This is a genomic window from Mycolicibacterium moriokaense (assembly GCF_010726085.1).
GTDB classification, from domain to species: domain Bacteria; phylum Actinomycetota; class Actinomycetes; order Mycobacteriales; family Mycobacteriaceae; genus Mycobacterium; species Mycobacterium moriokaense.
In genome coordinates this window covers 2,087,260-2,111,672 of sequence record NZ_AP022560.1, presented here as the reverse complement: position 1 = coordinate 2,111,672, position 24,413 = coordinate 2,087,260, and the positions used below count along the sequence as shown (strand labels likewise).

Genomic DNA, 24,413 nt, shown 5'->3' with positions numbered 1-24,413 from the left:
GCCGCCAACGCGCTAGGAGTCGCCCAGCGGGTGTTCGTCGAGGAACGCACCTGCGACGAGCCCCGGATCGGTGCCGTCCTCGACCTGCGCGCGCATATCGGCAAGCGCGGCGGTGTCCAGCACACCGGCCACCTCGTTGAGGGCCAGCACCTGCGACTCGTTGAGCTCGTTGCGTCGGTACAGCGGCACCAGGTTCTCGGCCCGGATCAACGACGTGCGATCGGACAGCATCAACAGCTCGGTCGGGATGTACGGCGCCGCCGTCGACGTCCACGCGGCGTTGATCTGGCCCGACTTGACCGCTGCGAACATCGTTGCGCGGTCGGGGTATTCGCGGGGCTTCGGCAGTTTGCACGTCCCGATCGCGCGCGGCGGGGCCAGCCCGGAGTCCACCTTGCCGGTCTCGAGTTCGTCGCAGTTGCGCACCGCCGCGGTCAAGTCCCGGCCCCACGCCTCGGCGGTCTTTGCGGTGACCGCCAGCGCGGGTTTGTCCTCGGCCGACTCGGTATAGTCGCCGGCCGCGATGCCCTCGGGCAGCGCGGACACCATCTCCCGGTACACCTGGGTCGCCGAGCGCGCCGTCGAGTCCGGGACGAACCTGTGCAGCAGGCGACCGGTGAAGCCGGGTACCACGCGCGCATCATCCGAGTCCAGCTCCGTCAGCGGGTCCGGCGACACCGCGACGTGTGCCGGGCTGCCGTAGAACCGCAGGGCTGCGGCGTAGATGTGCGCGATCAGCGCCGACTCGGGATCGTCGGTCGCTCCGACCGCGACCGACGGCTGCGCTTCGTCACCGGCGCACCCGGCGACGCCCACCAGCACGAGGGCTGCGAGCGCGCAGGCGAACCGGCGCACGCGGAACCTAGGCCCCCGACGCCGCGGCAACCGCCTGCGCCACAGCGGGGGCCACCCGCGGATCCAGCACGCTCGGCACGATCTGGTCGACCGCGAGATCGTCACCCACCACCGAGAAGATCGCCTCGGCCGCTGCCACCTTCATCTGCTCGGTGATACGGCGCGCCCCGGCGTCCAGCGCACCCCGGAACACGCCGGGGAACGCGAGGACGTTGTTGATCTGGTTCGGGAAGTCGCTGCGACCGGTTGCCACCACCGCCGCATACTTCCTCGCCTCGTCGGGGTGGATCTCCGGGTCCGGATTGGACAGTGCGAACACGATCGAGTCGGGGGCCATCGTCTCGACGATCTCCGGGGGCACCACACCGGCGGACAGGCCGAGGAACACGTCCGCGCCCTTCAGCGCCTCGGCAATGCCACCTGAGAGCCCGTTCGGATTCGTCTGCGCGGCGATCTCGGCCTTGTACTGGTTGAGGTTGCCGCGGTCCTTGTGCAGGATGCCCTGCGAATCCAGCAGCGTGATGTCGTGAATCCCCCTGGCCAGCAAGATCTTTGCGCACGCGACGCCGGCGGCACCCGCGCCGGAGACGACGACCCGCAACGACGTGATGTCGCGGCCGAGCACCTCCGCCGCACCGAGCAGCGCGGCCAGCACGACGATCGCCGTGCCGTGCTGGTCGTCGTGCATGACCGGGCAGTCCAGCGCCTCGACCACGCGACGTTCGATCTCGAAGCAGCGGGGCGCCGAGATGTCCTCGAGGTTGACGGCACCGAACGTGGGACGCAGGCGCACCAGGGTCTCGACGATCTCGTCGGGGTCCTTGGTGTCGAGCACGATCGGGATCGAATCCAAGTCGGCGAACGCCTTGAACAGCGCGCTCTTGCCCTCCATCACCGGCAGCGACGCGGCGGGACCGATATCGCCGAGGCCGAGGACGGCGCTGCCGTCGCTGACCACCGCGACCAGGCGGCTGGCCCACGTGTAGCGCGCAGCCAGCGTGTGATCGGCCGCGATCGCGCGACTGACCTGCGCTACGCCGGGCGTATAGGCGACCGACAGCGCACGCTGGGTGTTCAGGGGTTCGTGCGCTACCGACAGCTTCCCGCCCAGGTGAGCAGCGAAGATCTCCTCGTCATGCAGGACGATCGGAGGTCTCTTATCTGACAGGTTTCTCACCGCTTGGGACACGGCGTTCACGTTACTTTCGAACTGGTAGGTAACCTAATCGACTCTGTTTCAGATAAGTCCCAGGTCGGTGACGGCTTGGCGTTCATCTGCCAGCTCAGCGGTCGACTTGTCGATCCGTGTGCGGGAGAAATCATCGATGTCCAGGCCCTGCACGATGGACCAGTTTCCGTCCTTCGTGGTCACCGGGAACGAGGAGATCAGGCCCTCGGGAACGCCGTAGCTGCCGTCGGACAGCACCGCCATCGAGACCCAGTCACCCTCGGGGCTGCCGAGCAGCCAGTCCCGGGCGGCGTCGATGGTCGCCGAGGCCGCAGAAGCCGCCGACGAGGCGCCGCGGGCGTCGATGATGGCCGCCCCCCGCTTGGCGACGGTCGGGATGAAGTCGTTCTCGATCCAGTCCTGGTCGTTGACGACCTCTGCGGCGTTCTTGCCATTGACCTCGGCGTGGAAGAGGTCGGGGTACTGGGTGGCCGAGTGGTTGCCCCAGATCGTCATCTTCTTGATGTCGGTGACCTTGGCGCCGGTCTTGCGCGCTAGCTGCGAGATCGCCCGGTTGTGGTCCAGTCGGGTCAACGCGGAGAACCGCTCGTTGGGGATGTCGGGCGCATTGCTCATCGCGATCAGGGCGTTGGTGTTGGCCGGGTTGCCCGTCACGCCGATGCGGATGTCGTCGGCCGCCACCTCGTTGAGCGCCTTGCCCTGCGCGGTGAAGATCGCGCCGTTGGCCTCCAGCAGGTCGCCGCGCTCCATGCCCGGGCCGCGGGGCCGCGCACCGACGAGCAGCGCCAGGTTCACGCCGTTGAAGATCTTGTTGGCGTCGGCGCCGATCTCCACGCCCGCCAGCAGCGGAAACGCGCAGTCGTCGAGCTCCATCACCACACCCTCGAGCGCCTTCAGCGCGGGCTCGATCTCGAGCAGACGCAGCTCGATCGGGCGGTCCGGGCCGAGCAACGAGCCGCTGGCCAGACGAAACAGCAGGCTGTAGCCGATCTGGCCGGCGGCGCCGGTGACCGCGACCTTGAGGGGAGATGTGCTCACGTGAGGTGCTCCTTGGACGGATGTGGTTGCCCGCACCGCGGGCGTGTGCCTTCGGGGACGAAACTAGCAGGGTCGGTTTCGGGCGTGCCGCGTAGCATTCACCAAGGCAGATAAGACCGGCGCTGCTGGCCTTGACCAGGGGAGAGTGACCGATGCCTTCATTTCGCCCACTACCTCCGTCACTGCGACCCGTCGTCCGCTCCAAGGCCGCCGCGCCCGACGCCGCCTCGATCCATGTTCCCGTCGCCCGCGCCATGGTCGACTGCGCCGTGTACTGCGAGGGCATCCGGCTGCCCGGGAAGTACACGCACGCGGCGGCGCTGAACAAGGTGCGCGACCTCGAGGCGTCGGGCAAGGAGGCGTTTGTCTGGATCGGCCTGCACGAACCCGACCAGCACCAGATGCAGGCCGTCGCCGATGTATTCGGGCTGCACGAACTGGCCGTCGAGGACGCCGTGCACGCCCACCAGCGACCGAAGCTGGAGCGTTACGACAACACGCTGTTCCTGGTGCTCAAAACCGTCAACTACGTCGAGCACGCATCCATCGCGCTGGCCCGCGAGATCGTCGAGACCGGCGAGATCATGATCTTCGTCGGACCCGACTTCGTCGTCACCGTGCGCCACGGCGAACACGGCGGGCTGACCGGGGTCCGCAAGAAGCTCGACGCGTCACCCGCCACCCTCAAACTCGGTCCATATGCGGTCATGCACGCGATCGCCGACCACGTCGTCGACAGCTATCTCGATGTCACCGATCTGATCGAGACCGACATCGACGTCATGGAAGAAGACATCTTCTCGCCGACGCGCAAGACCAACATCGAATGCATCTACCTGTTGAAGCGCGAGGTCGTCGAACTCCGCCGGGCGGTCGCACCGTTGACGGTGGGATTGCAGCGCATCGGCACCGACCACAACGACCTGATCTCGATCGAGGTCCGCCGGTACATGCGCGACGTCCTCGACCACAACACTCAGGCGTCCGACCGGATCACGAGCTACGACGAGATGCTCAGCTCACTGGTGCAGGCCGCGGCGGGCAAGGTGGCGATGCAGCAGAACATCGACATGCGCAAGATCTCGGCCTACGTCGCCATCGCCGCGGTGCCGACCGCGTTGGCGGGCATCTACGGCATGAACTTCGACAACATGCCCGAATTGCACTGGGCGTACGGCTATCCCACGGTGCTGGCCGTGATGGTCATCATCTGCGCGCTGTTGTTCCGGGCGTTCCGGCGCAACCACTGGCTCTAGGCCGGATTGGCGGCTCGCCGCTCAGGCCGGATTGGCGGCTCGCCGCTCAGGCCGGATTGGCGGCTCGCCGCTCAGGCCGGATTGGCGGCTCGCCGCCGTGGATCGAACACGTCGACACCATCCTGCTGCCACGCCTCCCGCATGGCATCGGCGCCCTTAAGCCGCACCCACGCCGCCTCGGTCGCGGTGATGGGGGTGGCGGCCAGCACCGTCACCGGAGGCAGCGGTGGCGTCAACGGTACATCGTGAATATCGCTGCGGCTCAACAGGAATGCGGTAAAGGGAGCGCCCTCCCACAGCGGCGTCTCCAGATCGATCAGCGCATCGGGCTCGAGTATCAGGCCTTCGACCGCGGGCGCGGCCGCCACCACCGCCAACGATCGGGCCAGGCCGGCCGGTGACGAGCCCCGCAGCGTCACCGTCACCTCGGCGCGTGGTCCGTGCAGCGCGTCGGTCACCATCTCGGTCGGATCGAACATCGGATGTCGCGAACACCCCAGCGACACATAATGAACGACGCCTTCCATTCCCGACCGCATGTCTGGGCCGAAACGCAGCACATCGATCTTCTCGGCGCCCAGGAACGTGATGCTGGCCTCGTCGGGTTCGGCGGTGATGCCGATGGCGGCGAAGTGCTCGCGCAGGTGCGCGCGCACCTGCGCCAGGACGTCGATCACTCGACCTGCGGCGGCGTCTGCTCGCGGGAGACAGCGTGGTCGGGAAGAGTCAGATTCCCGCCGGTGTCGGCGTCGAAGATCGTCAGCTTCGAGGTATCGAACGCCAGCTGGATCGTGGCGCCGGTTTTCGCCTGGGATTCGGTGGAAACCCGTGCCACGAACTCGTTCTCGCCGACACCGGACTCGTTGGCCAACTCGGCGAGCTGAGCGGCCTGTGCGCCGGCCCCCTCGCTCTTGAAGTGCACGTACTTGTCGGCGCCCAGCGACTCGACCATATCGACCGCCACGTCGAACGTCGAGGCGCTGATGCGCGCATAGCCATCCAAAACCGAGGCGTCCTCGAGATGTTCGGGCCGCAGGCCGACGATCACGTCCCTGGGGGCGTTGCGTCGGGCGAGCAGGTCGTGGGTCCCCGGGGGCAGCGTGACCTCACCGAAGGGCAGGCGCACGCCGATGTCGGTGATTGTCGCCGGGAAGAAATTCATGGCGGGAGATCCGATGAATCCCGCGACGAACAGATTGGCCGGGCGGTTGTACAGCTCCTCAGGCGTGCCGATCTGCTGCACTTCCCCCGCGAGCAGGACCACCACGCGGTCCCCGAGCGTCATGGCCTCGGTTTGGTCGTGCGTGACGTAGACGGTGGTGGTGCCGAGCTTGTTCTGCAGCCGCGCGATCTCCGACCGCATCTGCACGCGAAGCTTGGCGTCGAGATTCGACAACGGCTCGTCCATCAGGAACGCCTTGGGGTTGCGCACGATCGCACGCCCCATCGCCACCCGCTGCCGCTGGCCGCCGGAGAGCTGTGCCGGTTTGCGGTCCAGAAGCTCGGTCAGGTCAAGGACTTTCGCTGCCTCGTCGACCTTCTGCGCGATCTCGGCCTTGTTCATCTTGGCTAGGGTCAGCGGGAACGCGATGTTCTGGCGCACGGTCATGTGTGGGTAGAGCGCGTAGGACTGGAACACCATTGCGATGTCGCGGTCCTTTGGCGCCTTCTCGTTGACCCGCTCGCCGCCGATGCGCAGCTCGCCCGAGGAGATGTCCTCGAGGCCGGCGATCATGTTGAGCGTGGTCGACTTCCCACAGCCGGACGGTCCAACCAGGATGATGAACTCACCGTCGGCGATCGTGATCGAGAGTTCCTTCACCGCCGTCGCGCCGTTGGGGTAACTCTTGGTCACCCGGTCCAACACAATTTCGGCCATCGAACTACCCCTTCACCGCACCGGACGTCAGGCCGGCGACGATCCGTCGCTGGAAGATGAGAACAAAGATAATGATCGGGATGGTGATGACCATCGCGCCGGCGGCGATCGACCCGGTCGGTTCCTCGAATTGTGAACTGCCCGTGAAGTTCGCGATCGCGACGGGAGCCGTGATCGCGCGCTGCGTCGCGGTCAGTGACAACGCCAGCAGCAGGTCGTTCCACGCGAAGATGAACACCAGGATGGCCGCGGTGACGATGCCCGGAGCGGCCAGCGGGGCGATCACCTTGCGGAACGCCTGCGACGGCGTGGCGCCGTCCATCTTCGCCGCCTTCTCCAGATCCCAAGGGATCTCACGGAAGAACGCCGACAGCGTGTAGATCGCCAACGGCAGCGCGAACGTGATGTACGGGATGATCAGGCCGGGCCACGTGTCGAACAACCCGAGCCGACGCTCGATGTTGAAGATCGGGGTCACCAGCGAGATCTGCGGGAACATCGCGATCAACAGCGCGACTCCGACGAGCAGCCGCTTACCAGGGAATGCCAGACGGGCGACCGCATACGCCGCCATCCCGCCGATGACCACCGCGATCAGCGTGGTGATGAGCCCGATCCCGATCGAGTTGATCAGGGCCGAGCTGAACGCATTTCCGGAGAAGATCCCCTTGTAATTGTCGAACGTGATCTGCGCCGGAATCAGCTTGCCGTCCTTGACACTTGACGTCGGCTTGAGCGACAGGCTCAGGATCCACAACACCGGGAACAACGCGTAGATCACGACGAGGAGGTCGATGACGATCCACCCCGTGGCGCGGCGCCCTGTCACCCGATCCCCCATGTCAGCGCCTCTCCTCGGCGTCAGAACCCGGCGCCGCGGCGCCGAAGACCTTGACGTAGATGAGCGCGATGATCGCTACCGATAGGAAGATCAGCACGCTGATGGCCGACCCCAGCCCAAGGTTGAAAGCCTTGAAGAGGTTGTCATAGCCCAGGATTGACACCGAGCCCGTGTCGTTGGCGCCGCCGGTGAGCACGTAGATGTTGTCGAAGATGCGGAACGCGTCGAGGGTGCGGAACAGCAGCGCGACCAGGATCGCCGGTTTGATCAGCGGCAGAATCACTTTGGTCAACCGCTTCCACGGACCTGCGCCGTCGATCTGGGCGGCGTTGAGTAGATCCTGTGGCACCAGCGCGAGGCCTGCGAGCAACAGCAGCGCCATGAACGGCGTGGTCTTCCATACCTCGGCGAGCACCACGATCGCCAGCGAAGGCAGCTGCTCGGTCAATGGTGCACTGCCCTGCGGCAGGAGGTTGGCCAGGTAGCCGGTGCCTGGTGTCCATGCGTAATACCAGCTGTACGACGCAGCGACGGTGACGATGCCGTACGGAATGAGGATCGCGGTGCGCACCACACCCTTGGCGAAAATCGTCCGGTGCATCACCAGCGCCAGTGCCATCCCGAGTACGAACTCGATGGCCACCGACACCACGGTGATCCCGAGTGTCACTACGAAGGCCGTCCACCAATACCGATCGGTGAGGACGGTGATGTAGTTCTCCAGGCCGACGAATGCGGTGTCTTCGGGCTGGGCGAGGTTGTAGCGCTGCAGACTGAGCCACACCGCGTAGGCGATCGGATACGCGGTGACCGCCAGCATCAGGATGACGGCGGGGGCGATCAGCGCGAACGCAAGCCGCCGTTCGGATTTCGTGTCGTCGGTACCGCCGGCGACTCGTACGGCGGCCGTCATGGGATTAGCCCCTTACCGTCGATGGCCTTCTGCACCTGCACCGTCAACTCGTCAGCGGTGCGCTGCGGGTCGATGCCGGTGATCGGCGCCAGCGTCGCCGAGATCCTGGTCGAGACGGCCTGATACACCGGCGTCGCCGGACGCACCGCGGCGTTGGTCAACTGCTCGCGGATGATCGCGTACTGCGGGTACTTCGCCTGGAAGGTCGGATCGTCGTACAGAGAGGTGCGCACTGCGGGCAGACCGCCTTCGACGGAGGTGTAGCGCTGGTTCTCCGGACTGCGCAGACATCTGATCGCTTCGAACGCCTCCGCGCGGTGCTGCGTGGTCTTCGCGACCGCGAGGTTGAGGCCGCCCAGCGTGACCTTGGCGGGCTCACCCTCGATCACAGCCGGGTAGTTGGTGAAGCCGAACACCTTCTTGCTGGCCTCATAGGCGGCGGTGAACTGCTCGTCGGTCGGCGAGAAGGTGCCGATGTCGTTGATGGCGCCGGTGAGCTGCGGATCGTCGTTGAGCGGCAGGAACGACACCCCGCCCTTGACCGCGTTCTCCAGCATCGACGGCAGCACGAACGGCCAGTTCACCTCGAGCGCGGCCTTGCCCTGTTCCAACGCCAGTCGCGCGGTGCCCTCGTCGGTCTGGGTGATCGACGGATCCGCGCCGGGCGCGGTGGCAACGGACTTCATGATCTCCAACGCCTTGACCGTTGCGGCGCGATGCTCGTCGGTGTCGGTGAGTGTGACGGTCTTGCCGTCGGCGGAAAGGACTTGACCGCCAGCGCTTTCCAGCAAGGTGTTGAACCACACCACCAGACCCTCGTACTGCTTGGCCTGCACGGCGATCCAGCTCGGCTTGCCCTCGGCGTGCAGCCGCGTCGCCTCGGCCACCATCCCGTCCCACGTCGCCGGCGGCTGATCCATGAGATCGGCTCGGTACCAGAGCAATTGGGTGTTCGTCGTGATGGGCGCGGCGTAGAGCTTGTCCTGCCATTTGGCGGTTTCGAGCGGGCCGGGCAGCGTGTCGGTGGTCGCGTCGGACTCGGCGAGGCCCGCCGGATCGTCCGAAAGCGGCAACGCCCAACCGGCTTCGGCGAACTCCGCGGTCCACACCACGTCCAGCGCCATCAGATCGAGTGTCCTGTCGTTGCCGGTGAGCCGTCGGGCCAGTTGCAGACGCTGGTCGTCGGCGCCCTTGGGCAGGCTCACCTGTCGAATCGTGAAGCGCCCGTCGAGTTTTTCGTTGCACCGTTTGGCCACTGCCGTGAAGGTGGCCATCTCGCTTGCCGGGGTGTAGTAGTTGATGACGATCCCGCCGCCGCCTGAGCCGCACGCCGAGACGATCGACGCCGTCGTCAACGCGGCCAACGCCGTAGCACCAAGCCGTCGGGGCCCCACGCGCAAGCTGGGGACGCGCACCGCTGCCTCCCGTCCCGGGTCTGATGTTGTCGCCGGAGCGTCTTCTACAGAAACCCTCCTGCGCGAACCGTATTGCCACATGCGCGTGATTTGCAACACGACAGGCGGCAGTTGCCCAAATGCGGGTAGGCGCATGAGCATGCGCGAAAACGCCAGCTAACGCCCGGGTGTAGGCGCGAGCGGTGGGACTAGATCGTCAAGCGCGCCAGCAGGTCCCGCCCGCGTTCGGCGTTCTGCGGGTCGCACAGGACGTCGTAACGCCCGGCGACGAGTTGCATCGTCGAGCTGAAATCTCTTGTGCCGCGTGCCATCGCGTACGGGATCGCCGACGTGATGAGGCCGAAGAAGACACCGGCAACCAGGCCGGTGATTAGTGCGCCCCACGGGTTCGGGCTGAAGAAACCGAGGATCAGGCCGATGAACAGGCCCAACCATGCGCCGGTGAGCACACCGCCACCGAGCACCTTGGGCCACGTCAGCCTGCCGGTTACGCGTTCCACCTGCATCAGGTCGACACCGACGATGGTCACCTGCTGGACCGGGAACTGCTGATCTGACAGGTAGTCCACCGCACGCTGAGCTTCGGCATAGGTGGGGTAGGAACCGATCGGCCAGCCTTTGGGAGGAGTCGGCAGGTTCACCGGACCGCGTCGCGTTGGGGTGCCGGGTGTTGCGCCTGACTGCTGGCCGGGCTGAAACGGGCTGGTCATCGCGTCCTCATTCTCCTCTAAAGCGCGCCGGGTGTCATCGCTGATCCTTCTGGCGTTCTCATCCAACCAACGTGTTCGGCTCCCCAAAGGTGCCCTGTATTTGCGCTAGGTTGATCAGCATGACAAATCCGGGCGAAGACGCTGGCCAATCGGCGTCATCCGGCTCCGACTCAGGAGCTTCCGAGCCGACGTCGACCAGCTACGAGGCCCCGCCGATCGAGCAGACCCAAGAGCCGACTCCGCAACCGATCGACGACATCACCGCGGTCTACCGGCAGCCGGCGCAGCCATTTGAGCCACCGGCACCCTCATTCGAACCGCCCTCGTACGAACCGCAGGCCTACCAGCCGCCACCGCCGTATCAGGCGCCCGACTACTCGCAGGGCGGCGTACCTCCTGCGCCGGATCCAAACTTTCCTCCCCCACCCGGCTATCCACCACCACCGCCGTACACCACCCCGGGCGGGTTCGGGGCGCCGGGCGCACCCGGATATCCGCCACCCCCGCCCTACGGCACACCGCCGCCCGGCTTCGGCCCCCCGCCACCCGGTTTCGGTCCGCCACCCGGTTTCGGTCCACCTGCTCCTGGCGGCTACGGCGCGTACGGCGCGCCGCCCGCGCAGAAAACCAATCCGATGGCGATCGGCTCACTGGTGGCATCGATCGTCGGAGTCTGCTGTGGCATCGGTTCGGTCGTCGGGATAGTGCTCGGCTTCGTCGCCATGAACCAGATCAAGCAGAGCGGCGAGAACGGGAACGGGCTTGCGATCGCGGGCATTGCGGTGGGCGTGATAACGCTGCTCATCAACGGCGTCTGGACCATCGCCGCGATCAGCAGCGGGTAGATGACCACCGGCGGCCCGGAACGTCCGGCATACGAGTCGAGCAGCGGAGGCGTCGAATTCCCGCCGCTGGAGGACACCGGGTTGCCCCCGCCGATCTACGCACCGCCACCACCCGGCTACCCGGGCACAGTCCCCTATTACCCGATGTATGACCCGTATCGGCCAGTCCGGCCGCCGGGCACGAACGGCACAGCGGTCGCTTCGCTCGTCACCTCCATCGCGGGTTGGTTGTGTTGTGCACCGCTCGCGATCGTCGGACTCATCATGGGCGTCATCGCAATGCGCGAGACCAAACGCACCGGCCAGGAGGGCTGGGGATTGGCGTTGGCGGGCACGATCATCGGCGGCGTGTTCGTCGCCTTGGCATTGGTCGTGGTGTTCATCTACATCGCGCTCGGCGTCAGCACCCTGCAGTAGGTCACTCCGGCGGACGGAAGCGTTCGCCCTTGCGTTCCATCCCGGCGGCGCGGCCCTTGCCCGCGATCACCAAGGCCATCTTGCGACTGGCCTCGTCGATCATCTCGTCGCCGAGCATCACCGCTCCCCTGGCCCCGCCTGCCTGCGAGGTGTGCCACTCATAGGCCTCCAGAATCAGCTCCGCGTGGTCGTAGGCCTCCTGGCGCGGGCTGAAGATCTCGTTGCCCGCCGCGATCTGGTCGGGGTGCAGCACCCACTTGCCGTCATAGCCCAGCGCGGCGGATCGCCCCGCGACGCGACGGAAGCCGTCGACGTCGCGCACTTTCAGGTACGGACCGTCGATCGCCAGGATGCCGCGGGCGCGGGCGGCGACGAGAATCCGCATGAGCACGTGGTGGTGGGCATCGCCTACGTCGTAACCCTCAGGCTGTTCGCCGACCTCCAGCGTGCGCATGTTGAGGCTGGCGGCCATGTCGGCCGGGCCGAGCACCAGCGCCTGCACGCGTGGGCCCGCGGCGATCGCATCGATGTTCGTCAAGCCTTCGGCGTTCTCGATCTGGGCTTCAATGCCGATACGGCCCAACGGAAATCCGTGCGTCGCCTCGAGTTGGCTGAGCAGCAGATCGAGCGCATGGATGTGCGAGACGTCGGACACCTTCGGCAGCACCACGATGTCGAGCGACGCGCCTGCGGCCGAAACCACGTCGATGATGTCGGCGTGGGTCCACGGCGTGGTCCAGTCGTTGACCCGAACTCCACGCAGTTGTCCGGCCCATCCGGGCTCGGCCAACGCGGCCGCAACCTGTGCGCGGGCCTCGGCTTTGGCGTCGGGCGCGACGGCGTCCTCGAGATCGAGGAAGACCTCATCGGCGGGCAGATTCTTCGCCTTCTGGATCATCTTCATGCTGCTGCCGGGAACCGAAAGGATCGTTCGGCGGGGTCGATAACGGTTTTCCACAACCACACTCTCTACCCTTTTAGGCATGGCGGCGGTGAACAGGGTCTATGCGGCCCGACTCGTGGGGATGGTCGTGCTTGGGCCCGACGGCGAGTCCATCGGCCGCGTGCGCGATGTGGTGATCAGCATCAGCATCGTGCGCCAGCAGCCGCGTGTGCTCGGCCTCGTCGTCGAATTGCTCACGCGCCGAAGGATTTTCGTACCGATTCTGCGAGTCACCGCAATCGATCCCGGCGCTGTGACGTTGGCGACCGGTAGCGTGTCGCTGCGCAAGTTCACCCAACGCCCGGGCGAGGTGCTGGTGCTGGGACAGGTGGTCGAAACCGTGGTGCGCGTCGAGGATCCCGAGCAACCACAGCTCAGCGGACTCGACTTGTACGTCGTCGATCTGGGCATCGAACAGACTCGCACGCGCGACTGGATGGTGACCAAGGTCGCGGTGCGGCCGGCGCGGCGCCTGGGTCGCCGCAGCAATGTCTCTATCGTCGACTGGCACCAGGTCCAGGGGCTGACCCCGTCGGGCCTGGCGATGCCCGACCAGGGTGTGGCACAGCTGCTGGAGCAGTTCGTCGGACAGCGCGCGGTCGAGGTGGCCGAGGCGATCCGCGAGCTGCCGGACAAACGGCGCTACGAGGTGGTCAACGCGCTTGACGACGAGCGGCTGGCCGACGTGCTCCAGGAGCTGCCCGAAGACCAGCAGGCCAACATGCTGCGCCAGCTGCCCGCGGAACGGGCCGCTGACGTGCTCGAGGCGATGGATCCCGACGACGCCGCCGACCTCTTGGGTTCGATGCACCCCCTGGACGCCGAGCAGTTCCTGCGGCGGATGGACCCCGAGGACTCCGAGGATGTGCGCCGACTGCTGTCGCACTCGCCCGACACCGCGGGCGGTCTGATGACGTCGGAGCCGGTGGTGCTGGCCCCGGACACCACGGTCGCCGAGGCATTGGCCCGCGTCCGCGACCCCGACCTCACGCCTGCGCTCGCGTCTCTGGTGTTCGTCACCAGGGCGCCGACGGCGACCCCGACGGGTCACTATTTGGGCTGTGTGCACCTGCAGCGGCTGCTGCGCGAACCTCCCGCGGACCTGGTCAGCGGAATCATCGACACCGACCTGCCGAATCTGGCGCCGGAGGACTCGCTGGCTGCGGTCACGCGGTATTTCGCCGCCTACAACCTGGTCTGCGGGCCGGTCGTCGATGACGAGAACCACCTCCTCGGGGCGGTGTCGGTCGACGACGTGCTCGACCATCTGCTGCCGCACGACTGGCGCGAACAGGAAGAACCCGAGTTGAGCAGCGAGGGCGCACCATGAGCGAACTGACGGCACGTCAGCGCCTGGACACTCCGCGCACCTCGCGCTGGCGCTTCGGACTGAACGTCGACGCGGAGACCGTCGGCAAGGTTTCGGAGTCGATCGCACGCTTTCTCGGCACCGGCCGCTACCTGGCTTGGCAGACCATCCTCGTTATCGTTTGGGTGGCTCTCAATCTGTTTGCCGTGAAATGGCGATGGGACCCGTATCCCTTCATCCTGCTGAATCTCGCGTTCTCCACGCAGGCGGCATATGCGGCACCGTTGATTCTGCTGGCCCAGAATCGGCAGGAGAACCGCGACCGCGTGGCGCTGGAGGAAGACCGCAGGCGGGCCGAACAGACCAAGGCCGACACCGAGTATCTGGCCCGTGAGCTGGCCGCATTGCGGTTGGCGGTGGGCGAGGTGGCCACCCGCGATTATCTGCGCCGCGAACTCGAGGAAATCCACGAACTGCTGATTCGACTGCAGCCGCAAACGGCGTCCGAAAAGGACGACCGGGGTAGCAAATCGGAGCACAGCGAGCGCCGAACTAAAAAATCCGGCTGAAACGCCTAACCCGATTGCTGTAACACGCGCGTTATCGAGTAGGTATGGTGACTTGGTTCACAAACACCACAGACCCAAGGACGGTTGAGTGCACATAGGGGGAGGAGCCGCCCTCAAGGCAGCGCGACGCCTCACCGGGCGAGTCGCGCATTCGGCGACCGGTGCTGTTTCGCGCGTGCGCGCAGTTAATGTCCGCGACGCCCTGCGGCCGTCTCGGGTCCGGGGTGCCCTCACCCCGGCTCGCGCCCGGGTCGCCTCGGGGTTCGCCGTCATCGCGCCGATCATTCTGGTCGGCGCGGTTGGCGCATCGGTACAGCCCAACTCGCCGGTCCGTAACGCCGCGGTCACCAACCTTGCCGCCGTCGAATCGTCGTCCAGCACGAGCCCCGGACCAACTGTGGTGGCGGTCGCGAAGTCGCCGAGCGCGTTCCACATCGCCGCCTCCTCGTCCTCCTCTCCGCAGCCCGCTGCGGTGGTGAATGCTCCTGGCACGCTTCGGATTCCGGCGATGGCACTTGCGGCATATCGCAACGCCGAGCGAATGATGGCAGTGGCAGCCCCCGAGTGCGGCGTCAGCTGGAACCTGCTGGCCGGCATCGGCCGTATCGAGTCGATGCACGCCAACGGTGGCGCCACCGACTCCCGCGGCACGGCGGTGCGACCCATCTACGGCCCCGCCTTGGACGGGTCGCTGCCGGGCAACGAGGTCATCGTGCAGAGTCGCACGGCCGACCGCGTGACCTACGCCCGCGCAATGGGTCCGATGCAGTTCCTGCCCGGAACGTGGGCCCGGTACGCGTCCGACGGTGACGGCGACGGTAAGGCCGAGGTGCAGAACCTGTTCGACGCCAGCCTGGCCACGGCGCGCTATCTGTGCAGCGGCGGGATGAATCTTCGCGACCAGTCCCACGTGATGGCCGCGATCCTGCGCTACAACAACTCGGTGGCCTACGCGCGCAACGTGCTTGGCTGGGCGGCCGCGTACGCGACGGGCGTGGTGCCCGTCGACCTGCCGCCGATCACCGGATCCGTCCCCGTTCTGGAGGACTCCGGCGACATGCACCTCGACGGCTACCAGGGCCTCGGCCCCGGGCTGCCGATGAACGCGCTCGGACTGCCCGCCAACGATCCGCTGGCGCTGATGCCGACACTGACTCGCAGCGATGTCGCCAGCCAGTTGCCCGGATTCGTGCCAGGCCAGCGGCTCGGCCCGCTGCCGGGACCCGCACCGGGCCCGCTTGCGGTGGCGCCGACGCCCGAGCCTCAGCCGCAGCAGTGGCTGCCGCCGTGGCTGCAACCGCCGCCGAAGAAGACGCCGGAGTGCGCGGTGTTCTGCATCAAGGACAACCCCGCGCCGCTGCAGTCCGCGATCGGCGCGCCGCCGGTGGCACAACCGATGGTTCCGCCGGGGACGGCTCCTCCCCCGGGTCCGTTGACGCCGGTGGGTACGCCGCCCGGTCCCGCACCGCTTGGGACGCCGCCCGGACCCATGCCGATGGCGCCGCCACCGGGCCCTGCACCGCTGGCACCTGCGCCAGGCCCTGCTCAGGCACCGCTGGGTACGCCACCCGGACCATCGCCGGCGCCCGCCCAGGCACCGCTGCCCGGTCCACCGCCCCCACCGGCTGGTTAGGACGCCCGTCGAGTCGGCTTAGACTCGACGTGATGTCCTCAACTTCTCCTGACCTGGAATCCGCAGTCCGCGCTGGGTTGACGAAGGTGATCGACCCCGAGCTGCGGCGGCCGATCACCGAGCTCGGCATGGTCAAGAACGTGACCGTCGAGCCCGACGGCGGGGTGCACGTCGAGGTGTATCTGACCACTGCGGCATGCCCGAAGAAGACCGAGATCTCCGAACTCGTCCGCCAGGCGGTCGCCGATGTCCCGGGGACCGGCGCCGTCAAGGTGACCCTCGACGTGATGAACGACGAGCAACGCACCGAACTGCGCAAGCAGCTGCGCGGCGATTCCCGTGAGCCCGTCATCCCCTTCGCCCAGCCCGGATCCCTGACGCGGGTGTACGCCGTCGCCTCCGGGAAGGGCGGTGTGGGAAAGTCCAGCGTCACCGTCAACCTCGCCGCGGCGATGGCCGCCCGCGGACTGTCCGTCGGTGTGCTCGACGCCGACATCTACGGGCACTCGGTCCCCCGGATGATGGGCACCACCGACCGGCCTACCCAGGTCGAGTCGATGATCGTGCCGCCCGTGGCCCACGACGTCCGGCTGATTTCGATCTCGATGTTCACCCAGGGCAACACCCCCGTGGTGTGGCGCGGGCCGATGCTGCACCGGGCGCTGCAGCAGTTCCTGGCCGACGTCTACTGGGGCGATCTGGACGTGCTGCTGCTCGACCTGCCGCCGGGCACCGGGGATATCGCCATCTCGGTGGCCCAGTTGATCCCCGGCGCGGAGATCCTGGTGGTGACGACGCCGCAGCTGGCCGCCGCCGAGGTGGCCGAGCGGGCAGGCGCGATCGCGCTGCAGACCCGTCAGCGTATCGCCGGTGTCGTCGAGAACATGTCCGGACTGCTGCTCCCCGACGGCACCACGATGCAAATCTTCGGCGAGGGCGGCGGCAAGCAGGTCGCCGAGAACCTGTCCCGTTCGGTGGGCGCCGACGTGCCACTGCTCGGCCAGGTGCCGCTGGATCCCGCACTGGTGGCGGCGGGCGACGCCGGGGTTCCGCTGGTGCTGTCAGCACCGGATTCGGTGGCGGGCAAGGAATTACGCAAGATCGCCGACGCACTGTCCAGCCGTAAGCGCGGACTGGCCGGCATGTCGCTGGGCCTGGATCCCGCGGGGCGCTGAATCGCGTCTAGGTCGCGTCGCTGTCGAACGGAGTCGTCGCGGGCGTGGGCGGCGTCTCGGGTTGAGCCGCTGGCGTCGCGGGCGTAGGTGCGTCTTCGCTGACGGGCTTCTGGGCGGGCGTATCGAACTTGCCCGTGAAAATCGAGTCGTCGCCGTCGAGCAGATGCTTGGTGAGCGCCGCCCGCGGCGTCATCCCTCGCAACTGGTTCAGCTGACTCAACGGCTCCCGAAGGTCCTCGAATTCAGGACCGAGGTCCTCGCGCAGCTGGCTGGTGGCACCGCTGATGTACTCGCGCGCCTGTCGCAGCGCACCCGACGTCCATCGGATTGCGCCCGGCAGCCGTTCGGGCCCCAGGATCACCAGACCGGCGATCACCAGGACCAGCATCTCGCCCCAGCCGACGTTCGCGAACATGGTCTAGGTGCTGTTGTCGGGGCCGGGGTTCACGATCAAGGTGACCGGCCGGCCGTCGCGCATCACGACGATCGGCGCGTCCTGCCCGATCTTGAGCTGGCGCACGGCGACCACGAATTCGTCTGCGTCCGCGACGGTTCGGTCGCCGACCTTGACGACGACGTCGTTCTCGAGGATGCCTGCCTTCTCCGCAGGGCTGCCCGCCTTCACGTTGGCCACCTGAGCACCCGACGCGAGGTCATTGCTCACCGACCGGGCCGTCAGGCCGAGCGTCGGATGCGCGATCTTGCCGTCGCGGATCAGCGATTCGATGACCGTCTTGACCTCGTTCACCGGGATCGCGAAGCCCAGGCCGCTGGCGCTGTCGGACAGCGACTTGCCCGCGGTGTTGATGCCGATCACGTTGCCGTCCATGTCGATGAGCGGTCCACCGGAGTTGCCGTGGTTGATCGACGCGTCGGTCTGCACGCCGTCGATGACGGTGTCGGTGTCCGACCCGTCGCCCGACAGCGGAATCGGTCGGTGCAGCGCGCTGATGATGCCCTGCGTGACGGTGCTGCGCAGGCCCAGCGGCGCTCCCGCGGCTATCACCTCTTGACCGACGTAGAGCTTGTCGGAGTCGCCGAGCCTGGCGACCGTCAGGTTGTCGACGTTGTCGACCTTCAGCACGGCGAGGTCGGTCTTGGGGTCACGGCCCACCAGGTTGGCGGGAACTTCCTTACCGTCGTTGAACACGACGGTCATCTTGTACTTGCTCGCGTTGACCGCGGCCTCAGAGATCACGTGGTTGTTGGTGACGATGTAGCCGCGGCCGTCCACGACGACGCCGGAACCCTGCGAACCGTCCTCGTCGCTCTTGGTCTCAATCGTCACAACCGAATCAGCCACTGCCGCAGCGACTTTGGCGAAGCGGCCCTCGGGTGCGTCGCCAGGGTCGCTGGTCTCGAGGGTGACTTTGGAGGTGGTGAACGCCTGGACGACCTCGGCCGTCGTCCGCCCCACCCAACCTCCGGCGACACCGATGACGAGCGCCATGATGCCCAGCACGCCCAGTGCGACGTAGGAGACCTTGCCGCCGAACAGCACGTCGCGCACGCCCAGCTTGCCGGTGTTGACGTTCGACGCTTCGCGCGGCGCCGCCGCCATCGCCGGAGTGCCCAGCGCCACCGGGGCACCCGGATTGCGCCACGGATCGTCGGCGTCGTCGGGGCCCGTCCCCTCGCGTTCGGCCTCGAGCGCACCCGCGTCCGCCGGGTGCCGCTGCAGCGATTCGACGCCGGGATAGGGCCGACCGAAAGCCTCGGCCAGAACCGGGTCGGCCGGCGCATCCTTCGGCGTGAACTCACCTTGATCGCGGTACTTGTCCGCATCGAGGAAGGATCCAGTTACGCCTGCGGGTCGGCCGAACGCCCGCTGTGACGCCGGATCGACCGGAGGCCGCGACACGGGCCGCGGCTCAAGGCGTTCGCGACCGGTCTGGTCCAGATTGCTCACCCGTTCATCACTCTCTATCCGAGCGTCAGCAATGGCCGACGCACGCCGTCGTACGACTTTGCATCCACCCTACCGGCGTTTACGGCGAGAATTCGCCGCGCCATCAGCTAACTGCGAGTCCTGAATCGAGGCAGTCTGATCGGCGGCGGTCTGGCCACTGTGCAGCGGAATCTGCGACAACTGGCCCAGCAGCGAGCTCGGTATGGCTATCGGCAGCGACTCCCGCAGCGCACTGCGCGCCTGGCGCTGGGCCTCGACCTCCGCGGAGCACTGCGGACACAACGACAGGTGGTTGGCGGCGCGCAGATGCGGGGTCAGGCGCAGCTCATTGTCGACGAACGCCGCGATGGCCTCGGTGGACAGATGCTCGGTGGAGCCGAACTGGCGCGGTCCCACAGGGGCGTCGCTCTGTGAAGCGAACTGGGCGGGCAGCCAGGAAAACGCCCGGCGGAACACGTGCCCCGCGTCGACCATCGCCCAGCTCCTCTCGGCATCCTCGCGTCGCATAAACGTTTTTCTTACTCGAATGTAGCGCGGCGCGCTCCACCAGACACCTGACAACACTCAGGCTGACTTGGCCGTGTCCCGGTAGTTGGGGGCGTCAGCGGTGTCGGCGCCGTTGTCGCCGTGGCGGGCCAGGTACTCACGCAGCGCCTGCCGTCCACGGTGGATACGGCTGCGCACGGTGCCGAGCTTCACGCCCAGCGTGGCGCCGATCTCCTCGTAGGACAACCCCTCAACGTCGCAGAGGACGACGGCTGCGCGGAACTCCGGCGGCAGCGAATCCAGCGCGGCCTGCAGGTCAGGGCCCAGCCGCGAGTCGTGGTAGATCTGCTCAGGGTTGGGATCGTCAGCCGGCACCCGGTCGTAGTCCTCGGGCAGCGCCTCCATCCGGATGCGGCCACGCCTACGGACCATGTCGAGGAACAGGTTCGTGGTGATGCGGTGCAGCCAGCCCTCGAACGTGCCGGGCTGATAGTTCTGGACCGAGCGGAAGACGCGAATAAAAGTCTCCTGCGTGAGGTCCTCGGCGTCGTGCTGGTTGCCCGAAAGCCGGTAGGCGAGCCGGTAGACGCGGTCGGCGTGCTGGCGCACCAACTCGTCCCATGACGGCATCGTGGAGTGGTCGCCGGTCGCGTCGAAGACCGCGGTACCGGTCAATTCGTCAGACGGCTCAACCCATTCCCCGTCGGTGTACTGCTCGAGATGAGCCATGGTCGACGGTGCAGCGGGGGCGAACTTGGTGGTGATCGTCAGATCCTCCTGGTCACAGATGTCATCGAGTGTCGACGGCTCGACATTCGCGAGAACAGAAAACTCCGTGTGGTTATTCCCCGTATCCCAGCGTCCACCGTCGTCCATGCGACTTACCGTCTCCGACCCTGGTGTGCTTGGCATATGAGCCACCTGAACATTTCCTGAGAAAGATTTTCTACCCATTTTTGACCTGCGAAAACCACGAGATTTGTCGCGAAATCCGCAGTTCGGCAACGGGCGTGTCGCGGGCTCGGCCTCCGGGGTTGGTTCTACGCTGCGGGGCATGGCAGGCATCGACGACGTCATCGGGGGCGGACCCCAGAGCCGCGCCGAGTCGATCGTCAAGCACGCGGAGCAGTCGATCTCCGAAGACGCCATCGTGGCGGCCGCCCGGGAACGGGCCGTCGATATCGGTGCGGGCGCGGTGACCCCCGCCGTCGGGGCGCTGCTGTGTGTCTTCGCGAAGCTGACCGGGGCCAAGGCGGTTGTCGAGGTAGGCACCGGCGCCGGGGTGAGTGGGCTGTGGCTGCTGTCGGGCATGCGCGACGACGGGGTGCTCACGACGATCGACGTCGAACCCGAGCATCAGCGGATCGCGAAGCAGGCGTTCACCGAGGCCGGCGTCGGCCCGGGTCGGAGCAGGTTGATCAGCGGGCGGGCGCAGGAAGTGCTGACCCGCCTCGCCGACGAGTCCTACGACCTGGTGTTCATCGATGCCGATCCGATCGATCAGCCGCAGTTCGTCGTCGAGGGCGTGCGATTGCTGCGCTCCGGTGGCGCGATCGTGCTGCATCGCGCCGCGCTCGGCGGCCGGGCAGGCGACGCGAACGCCAAGGACGCCGAGGTGTCCGCGGTACGCGAAGCCGCGCGGCTGATCGCCGAGGATGAGCGGCTGACGCCGGTGCTGATCCCGCTCGGCGACGGGCTGCTCGCCGCCGCTCGCGACTGATTTCTTAGCGATTTCGGCGTGCTGGGTCACGCTCAGCGTGACTGTGCACGCCGAACTCGCCCACTTCATTGACTGACGACTGAACGCGCGTTTAGCATACTAAACATGCGTTCAGCGCCTGACGATCGCACGGCCATCGCCCGGATCCGCGATGCCGCAATCGACCAATGGGGCCAGCACGGGTTCAGCGTCGGGCTTCGGACCATCGCCGAAGCCGCAGGCGTGTCCGCCGCGCTGGTGATCCACCACTTCGGCTCCAAGGACGGTCTGCGCAAGGCATGCGACGACTACATCGCCGAGATCGTGCGCGAGTCGAAGACCGAGTCGATGCGCAGCGCCGATCCGGCGAACTGGCTCGCCCAGGTGGCCGAGATCGAGGAGTACGCACCGATGATGGCCTACCTCGTCCGCAGCATGCAGTCGGGCAGTGACCTCGCAAAGTCGTTCTGGCAGCGGATGATCGACAACGCCGAGCAGTACATCGAGGAGGGCGTGGCGGCAGGCATCATCAAGCCGAGCCGTGATCCCAAAGCTCGGGCCAGGTACGTCAGCATGATCAACGGTGGCGGGTTCTTGCTCTACCTGCAGATGCACGAGAACCCCAGCGATGTACGCGCCGTGCTGCGCGACTATGGCGAAGAAATGATGTTGCCCGCGCTGGAGTTGTTCACCAACGGCCTCATGACCGACTCGACGATGTACGACGCGTTCCTCGCTCAGCACGAGAAGGGCATCCCGTTCACATCCGGAGAAGGAGGTTCCCATGACGGCACCGTTCCTACAGGGGGTTGACACAGGCAGGCGATCCCCCCACGCAGTCGAGATCCGGGGATTGTCAAAGTCTTTCGGGCGGACCAAGGCGCTCGACGGCCTCGACCTGACCGTCGCGCCGGGTGATATCACCGGCTTCCTCGGCCCCAACGGCGCAGGCAAGTCCACCACGATCCGCGTGCTGCTCGGCCTGTTGCGCGCCGACAGCGGGACTGCGCGGCTGCTCGGCGGCGACCCATGGCGCGACGCAGTGGAGCTGCACCGCCGAATCGCCTACGTCCCCGGCGATGTCACGCTGTGGCCCAACCTGACCGGGCTGCAGGCGATCGACTTCCTCGCGCGGCTGCGCGGCAACGGCGTCGACACCCGCAGACGTGATCAACTGATCGAGCGCTTCGAACTCGACCCCCACAAGAAGGCCCGCACCTACTCAAAGGGCAATCGGCAGAAGGTGGCGATCGTCGCCGCGTTCTCGACGAACGCCGAGCTCTACATTCTCGACGAGCCGACCTCCGGGCTGGACCCGTTGATGGAGAAGGCGTTTCAGCAATGCGTGCAGGAAGTGGCCGACCGTGGGGCCGCCGTGCTGTTGTCGAGTCACATCCTCGCCGAGGTCGAAAAACTTTGCGACAAGGTCACGATCATCCGCGCCGGGAGGACGGTGCGCTCAGGCTCGCTCGACGAGTTGCGGCACTTGATGCGCACGACGGTGTCCGTGCGCACCCGAACCGACGGCGCCGCACTGCAGCGCAGCCCGTACGTACACGACTTCGCAATCGCCGACGGCCATTACACGTTCTCCGTCGACCGCAACGACCTCGACTGTGTCATGGCCCAACTCACCGATCTCGGGATTCTCGACCTGACCGTGACACCGGCGTCGCTCGAGGACATGTTCCTGCGCGAGTACCAGGGGGCGGTGCGATGACCACCACCCTCGCGCGCACCTCGCGCCACAGCGTCTCGACGGCGCCGTGGACGGGCACGAAGAGCCTGCTGCTACTGGCGCTGCGCCGCGACCGCATCCGCCTGTCGATATGGGTCGGCGCGCTGACCTTGCTGATGGTCTACGGCCCGAATGCGATCAAGCTGGCGTACCCGGATGAGGCGTCGCGTCAGGCCAGGGTCAACCTGATGAAGACGCCCGCGGCGATCATCATGGGAGGACCGATGTTCGGCGGCAACGAGACCGACCTCGGCGCGATGACGGCCAACGAGCTGATGCTCACGATGATCATCGCGGCGTCGATTCTGGCCACTCTCACCGTGATTCGACATACGCGGGCCGAGGAGGAGAGCGGCGCCGCCGAATTGGTGCTGTCCTCGGTGGTCGGCCGCCATGCGCGCACCTATGCCGCCCTGATCCTCATCGGCGGAGTCAACGCAGTGCTCACGGTGACGATGACGCTGGCCATCGCGTCCGCCGGGTTCGGGCTGGTCGACAGCGCGGCGATGTGTCTCGGCATCACCGGTGCGGCGATGGTCTTCGGCGCGGTCGCCGCTGTCACGGCGCAGCTGTGGCGTCAGTCGCGCACCGCGACGGGAGCTGCGATGGCCGTGCTGGCACTGGCCGCGTTTGTGCGCGGGATCGGCGACGTCATCGACAACTCCGGCAGTGCGCTGAGCTGGTTCTCACCGATCGCGTGGGCCCAGCAGATGCGCCCCTTCGTCGACCTGCGGTGGTGGCCTCTGGCCCTGTTGGTCGTGGTGGCGATCGGACTGATGGCCCTGGCGACCGCGCTGGAGAGCAGGCGCCAGTACGACGACGGCACTTTCCCTTCCACAGGTGAGCGTCCCAAAGCGCGCGCAATCACCTCGGTGATCGGCCTGCACCTGACGCTGCAACGCGGCCAGACGATCGGCTGGGCGGTCGGGTTGTTTCTTGGCGGGTTGGCATTCGGGTCGATGACGAAATCGCTGCTGGATGCCGCCAAGGAAAACGAGTTGATCCAACGAGTTCTGGTGGCGCAAGGCACCGACAGCGTTTACACGACGATGACCCAGTTCCTCGCCGCGGCGGCCACCGCATACGTCGTCTCCGCGGTACTGCGCTTGCTCGGCGACGAGGACAAGGGCCTCGCCGAGGCGGTGCTGGCGGGCGCCGTTTCCAGGTGGCGCTGGCTGTTCACCACGGTCGCCTCCGCTCTGGTAGGCGCGGTCGTACTGATGTTCTTCGCGGGCTTGGGCAACGGGCTTGGCGCAGGCATCACGCTTGGCGAACCGGCGACGATCGTGCGGCTGACCGTCGCCGGCCTGGCGTACCTACCCGCGATGGCCGTGATGGCAGGCATCGCCGCGCTCGCGGTCGCCCTACACCGGGCCTGGATCGGCTGGCTTGCAGTCACTTTCGTCGTCGTCGCGCTGTATCTCGGCGCACTGCTCCGCTTGCCGAGGTGGCTGCTGGACCTCTCCCCCGTTGGCCAGACGACCGCACCGTCGGACTACCCGGTCCTCGCGATGACCGTGATGGTCGTCGTCGCAGCTGCGCTGACCGTGCTCGCCGGGGCGATCTACCGTCAGCGCGACGTCGTGTAGGAGGA

The 24,413-nt window shown here is 66.8% G+C and carries 25 protein-coding genes; 11 read left to right on the top strand and 14 right to left on the bottom strand.

The window, feature by feature from the left end; all coding sequences use genetic code 11:
• Positions 1-12: 12 nt before the first annotated feature.
• The 3 genes from G6N43_RS10395 to G6N43_RS10385 are packed head-to-tail and all read right to left on the bottom strand — an operon-like array spanning position 13 to position 3,082.
• Positions 13-855: a glycine betaine ABC transporter substrate-binding protein gene (locus G6N43_RS10395; RefSeq protein WP_083152216.1), complete on the bottom strand. Its 843-nt coding sequence runs from the start codon at positions 853-855 to the stop codon at positions 13-15.
• Between the two features lie 7 nt (positions 856-862).
• Positions 863-2,044 (bottom strand): NAD(P)-dependent malic enzyme, encoded by a 1,182-nt coding sequence (locus G6N43_RS10390; protein ID WP_179967992.1) that lies wholly within the window; start codon positions 2,042-2,044, stop codon positions 863-865.
• A 48-nt stretch (positions 2,045-2,092) separates the two neighbouring features.
• Positions 2,093-3,082, bottom strand: a complete 990-nt coding sequence (locus tag G6N43_RS10385; protein ID WP_083152219.1) for a malate dehydrogenase — start codon at positions 3,080-3,082, stop codon at positions 2,093-2,095.
• Positions 3,083-3,234: 152 nt separating this feature from the next.
• On the opposite strand from G6N43_RS10385, the gene corA reads away from it, so the two are divergent.
• The gene (gene corA / locus G6N43_RS10380) at positions 3,235-4,338 is read left to right on the top strand and encodes a magnesium/cobalt transporter CorA (RefSeq protein WP_083152222.1); all 1,104 of its coding nucleotides are present in this window, start codon (positions 3,235-3,237) and stop codon (positions 4,336-4,338) included.
• 71 nt (positions 4,339-4,409) lie between these two features.
• On the opposite strand, the gene G6N43_RS10375 is transcribed toward corA, so the two are convergent.
• The 6 genes from G6N43_RS10375 to G6N43_RS10350 all read right to left on the bottom strand — a co-directional run bounded on the left by G6N43_RS10375 (position 4,410) and on the right by G6N43_RS10350 (position 10,096).
• Positions 4,410-5,015, bottom strand: coding sequence for a suppressor of fused domain protein (locus G6N43_RS10375; RefSeq protein WP_083152225.1), 606 nt, complete (start codon positions 5,013-5,015; stop codon positions 4,410-4,412).
• Entirely contained in the window at positions 5,012-6,217 is a 1,206-nt protein-coding gene (locus tag G6N43_RS10370) for an ABC transporter ATP-binding protein (RefSeq protein WP_083152228.1), read from the bottom strand. The genes G6N43_RS10375 and G6N43_RS10370 overlap by 4 nt, the downstream gene beginning before the upstream one ends.
• A 4-nt stretch (positions 6,218-6,221) precedes the next feature.
• Positions 6,222-7,046: a carbohydrate ABC transporter permease gene (locus G6N43_RS10365; protein ID WP_179968033.1), complete on the bottom strand. Its 825-nt coding sequence runs from the start codon at positions 7,044-7,046 to the stop codon at positions 6,222-6,224.
• A gap of 13 nt (positions 7,047-7,059) precedes the next feature.
• The gene (locus G6N43_RS10360) at positions 7,060-7,971 is read right to left on the bottom strand and encodes a carbohydrate ABC transporter permease (protein ID WP_083152234.1); all 912 of its coding nucleotides are present in this window, start codon (positions 7,969-7,971) and stop codon (positions 7,060-7,062) included.
• Entirely contained in the window at positions 7,968-9,365 is a 1,398-nt protein-coding gene (locus G6N43_RS10355) for an ABC transporter substrate-binding protein (RefSeq protein ID WP_110810408.1), read from the bottom strand. The genes G6N43_RS10360 and G6N43_RS10355 overlap by 4 nt, the downstream gene beginning before the upstream one ends.
• 209 nt (positions 9,366-9,574) lie before the next feature.
• Entirely contained in the window at positions 9,575-10,096 is a 522-nt protein-coding gene (locus tag G6N43_RS10350) for a YflT domain-containing protein (RefSeq protein WP_083152237.1), read from the bottom strand.
• A 119-nt stretch (positions 10,097-10,215) separates the two neighbouring features.
• Here G6N43_RS10350 and G6N43_RS10345 point away from each other — a divergent pair, with 119 nt between their 5' ends.
• Positions 10,216-10,941, top strand: coding sequence for a DUF4190 domain-containing protein (locus tag G6N43_RS10345; protein ID WP_083152240.1), 726 nt, complete (start codon positions 10,216-10,218; stop codon positions 10,939-10,941).
• Positions 10,942-11,358, top strand: coding sequence for a DUF4190 domain-containing protein (locus G6N43_RS10340; RefSeq protein WP_083152243.1), 417 nt, complete (start codon positions 10,942-10,944; stop codon positions 11,356-11,358). It abuts the gene before it with no gap.
• A 1-nt stretch (position 11,359) separates the two neighbouring features.
• Here the strand turns inward: G6N43_RS10340 and G6N43_RS10335 are convergent, their stop codons facing one another.
• Positions 11,360-12,316, bottom strand: a complete 957-nt coding sequence (locus G6N43_RS10335) for an HpcH/HpaI aldolase/citrate lyase family protein (protein ID WP_083152245.1) — start codon at positions 12,314-12,316, stop codon at positions 11,360-11,362.
• Between the two features lie 25 nt (positions 12,317-12,341).
• On the opposite strand from G6N43_RS10335, the gene G6N43_RS10330 reads away from it, so the two are divergent.
• The 4 genes from G6N43_RS10330 to G6N43_RS10315 all read left to right on the top strand — a co-directional run bounded on the left by G6N43_RS10330 (position 12,342) and on the right by G6N43_RS10315 (position 16,987).
• On the top strand, positions 12,342-13,631 hold the full coding sequence (locus G6N43_RS10330; protein ID WP_083152248.1) for a magnesium transporter MgtE N-terminal domain-containing protein: 1,290 nt from the start codon (positions 12,342-12,344) through the stop codon (positions 13,629-13,631).
• Positions 13,628-14,179: a DUF1003 domain-containing protein gene (locus tag G6N43_RS10325; RefSeq protein ID WP_083152251.1), complete on the top strand. Its 552-nt coding sequence runs from the start codon at positions 13,628-13,630 to the stop codon at positions 14,177-14,179. The genes G6N43_RS10330 and G6N43_RS10325 overlap by 4 nt, the downstream gene beginning before the upstream one ends.
• Positions 14,180-14,267: 88 nt before the next feature.
• On the top strand, positions 14,268-15,812 hold the full coding sequence (locus tag G6N43_RS10320; protein WP_083152254.1) for a lytic transglycosylase domain-containing protein: 1,545 nt from the start codon (positions 14,268-14,270) through the stop codon (positions 15,810-15,812).
• Positions 15,813-15,844: 32 nt separating this feature from the next.
• A complete protein-coding gene (locus tag G6N43_RS10315) occupies positions 15,845-16,987 on the top strand; it encodes an Mrp/NBP35 family ATP-binding protein (protein ID WP_083152256.1) in 1,143 nt (380 codons plus the stop codon).
• A gap of 7 nt (positions 16,988-16,994) precedes the next feature.
• Here G6N43_RS10315 and tatB read toward each other — a convergent pair whose 3' ends face one another.
• From tatB to sigE, 4 genes are all read right to left on the bottom strand, one after another.
• Positions 16,995-17,402: a Sec-independent protein translocase protein TatB gene (gene tatB / locus G6N43_RS10310; RefSeq protein ID WP_083152259.1), complete on the bottom strand. Its 408-nt coding sequence runs from the start codon at positions 17,400-17,402 to the stop codon at positions 16,995-16,997.
• A 3-nt stretch (positions 17,403-17,405) separates the two neighbouring features.
• Complete coding sequence (htrA, locus tag G6N43_RS10305; protein ID WP_083152262.1) at positions 17,406-18,896, bottom strand: serine protease HtrA; 1,491 nt, start codon at positions 18,894-18,896, stop codon at positions 17,406-17,408.
• Between the two features lie 69 nt (positions 18,897-18,965).
• A complete protein-coding gene (gene rseA, locus G6N43_RS10300) occupies positions 18,966-19,370 on the bottom strand; it encodes an anti-sigma E factor RseA (RefSeq protein WP_083152481.1) in 405 nt (134 codons plus the stop codon).
• Positions 19,371-19,460: 90 nt separating this feature from the next.
• Positions 19,461-20,258 (bottom strand): RNA polymerase sigma factor SigE, encoded by a 798-nt coding sequence (sigE, locus tag G6N43_RS10295; protein ID WP_083152265.1) that lies wholly within the window; start codon positions 20,256-20,258, stop codon positions 19,461-19,463.
• Between the two features lie 178 nt (positions 20,259-20,436).
• Here sigE and G6N43_RS10290 point away from each other — a divergent pair, with 178 nt between their 5' ends.
• The 4 genes from G6N43_RS10290 to G6N43_RS10275 all read left to right on the top strand — a co-directional run bounded on the left by G6N43_RS10290 (position 20,437) and on the right by G6N43_RS10275 (position 24,408).
• Positions 20,437-21,102 carry an O-methyltransferase gene (locus G6N43_RS10290; protein WP_083152267.1) on the top strand — a complete coding sequence of 222 codons (666 nt, stop codon included), beginning with the start codon at positions 20,437-20,439 and terminating at the stop codon, positions 21,100-21,102.
• Between the two features lie 105 nt (positions 21,103-21,207).
• Positions 21,208-21,894 carry a TetR/AcrR family transcriptional regulator gene (locus G6N43_RS10285; protein ID WP_083152270.1) on the top strand — a complete coding sequence of 229 codons (687 nt, stop codon included), beginning with the start codon at positions 21,208-21,210 and terminating at the stop codon, positions 21,892-21,894.
• Positions 21,866-22,801 (top strand): ABC transporter ATP-binding protein, encoded by a 936-nt coding sequence (locus G6N43_RS10280; protein WP_083152273.1) that lies wholly within the window; start codon positions 21,866-21,868, stop codon positions 22,799-22,801. The genes G6N43_RS10285 and G6N43_RS10280 overlap by 29 nt, the downstream gene beginning before the upstream one ends.
• The gene (locus G6N43_RS10275; protein ID WP_083152275.1) at positions 22,798-24,408 is read left to right on the top strand and encodes an ABC transporter permease; all 1,611 of its coding nucleotides are present in this window, start codon (positions 22,798-22,800) and stop codon (positions 24,406-24,408) included. Before G6N43_RS10280 ends, G6N43_RS10275 begins: the two co-directional genes overlap by 4 nt.
• The last annotated feature ends 5 nt before the right edge of the window (positions 24,409-24,413 follow it).

Coding starts and splice junctions, on each gene's coding strand:
- corA (WP_083152222.1), top strand. CDS start 3,235: ATGCCTTCATTTCGCCCACTACCTCCGTCACTGCGACCCGTCGTCCGC.
- G6N43_RS10370 (WP_083152228.1), bottom strand. CDS start 6,217: ATGGCCGAAATTGTGTTGGACCGGGTGACCAAGAGTTACCCCAACGGC.
- G6N43_RS10360 (WP_083152234.1), bottom strand. CDS start 7,971: ATGACGGCCGCCGTACGAGTCGCCGGCGGTACCGACGACACGAAATCC.
- G6N43_RS10350 (WP_083152237.1), bottom strand. CDS start 10,096: ATGACCAGCCCGTTTCAGCCCGGCCAGCAGTCAGGCGCAACACCCGGC.
- G6N43_RS10345 (WP_083152240.1), top strand. CDS start 10,216: ATGACAAATCCGGGCGAAGACGCTGGCCAATCGGCGTCATCCGGCTCC.
- G6N43_RS10340 (WP_083152243.1), top strand. CDS start 10,942: ATGACCACCGGCGGCCCGGAACGTCCGGCATACGAGTCGAGCAGCGGA.
- G6N43_RS10330 (WP_083152248.1), top strand. CDS start 12,342: ATGGCGGCGGTGAACAGGGTCTATGCGGCCCGACTCGTGGGGATGGTC.
- G6N43_RS10325 (WP_083152251.1), top strand. CDS start 13,628: ATGAGCGAACTGACGGCACGTCAGCGCCTGGACACTCCGCGCACCTCG.
- G6N43_RS10315 (WP_083152256.1), top strand. CDS start 15,845: ATGTCCTCAACTTCTCCTGACCTGGAATCCGCAGTCCGCGCTGGGTTG.
- tatB (WP_083152259.1), bottom strand. CDS start 17,402: ATGTTCGCGAACGTCGGCTGGGGCGAGATGCTGGTCCTGGTGATCGCC.
- rseA (WP_083152481.1), bottom strand. CDS start 19,370: ATGGTCGACGCGGGGCACGTGTTCCGCCGGGCGTTTTCCTGGCTGCCC.
- sigE (WP_083152265.1), bottom strand. CDS start 20,258: ATGGACGACGGTGGACGCTGGGATACGGGGAATAACCACACGGAGTTT.
- G6N43_RS10290 (WP_083152267.1), top strand. CDS start 20,437: ATGGCAGGCATCGACGACGTCATCGGGGGCGGACCCCAGAGCCGCGCC.
- G6N43_RS10285 (WP_083152270.1), top strand. CDS start 21,208: ATGCGTTCAGCGCCTGACGATCGCACGGCCATCGCCCGGATCCGCGAT.
- G6N43_RS10280 (WP_083152273.1), top strand. CDS start 21,866: ATGACGGCACCGTTCCTACAGGGGGTTGACACAGGCAGGCGATCCCCC.
- G6N43_RS10275 (WP_083152275.1), top strand. CDS start 22,798: ATGACCACCACCCTCGCGCGCACCTCGCGCCACAGCGTCTCGACGGCG.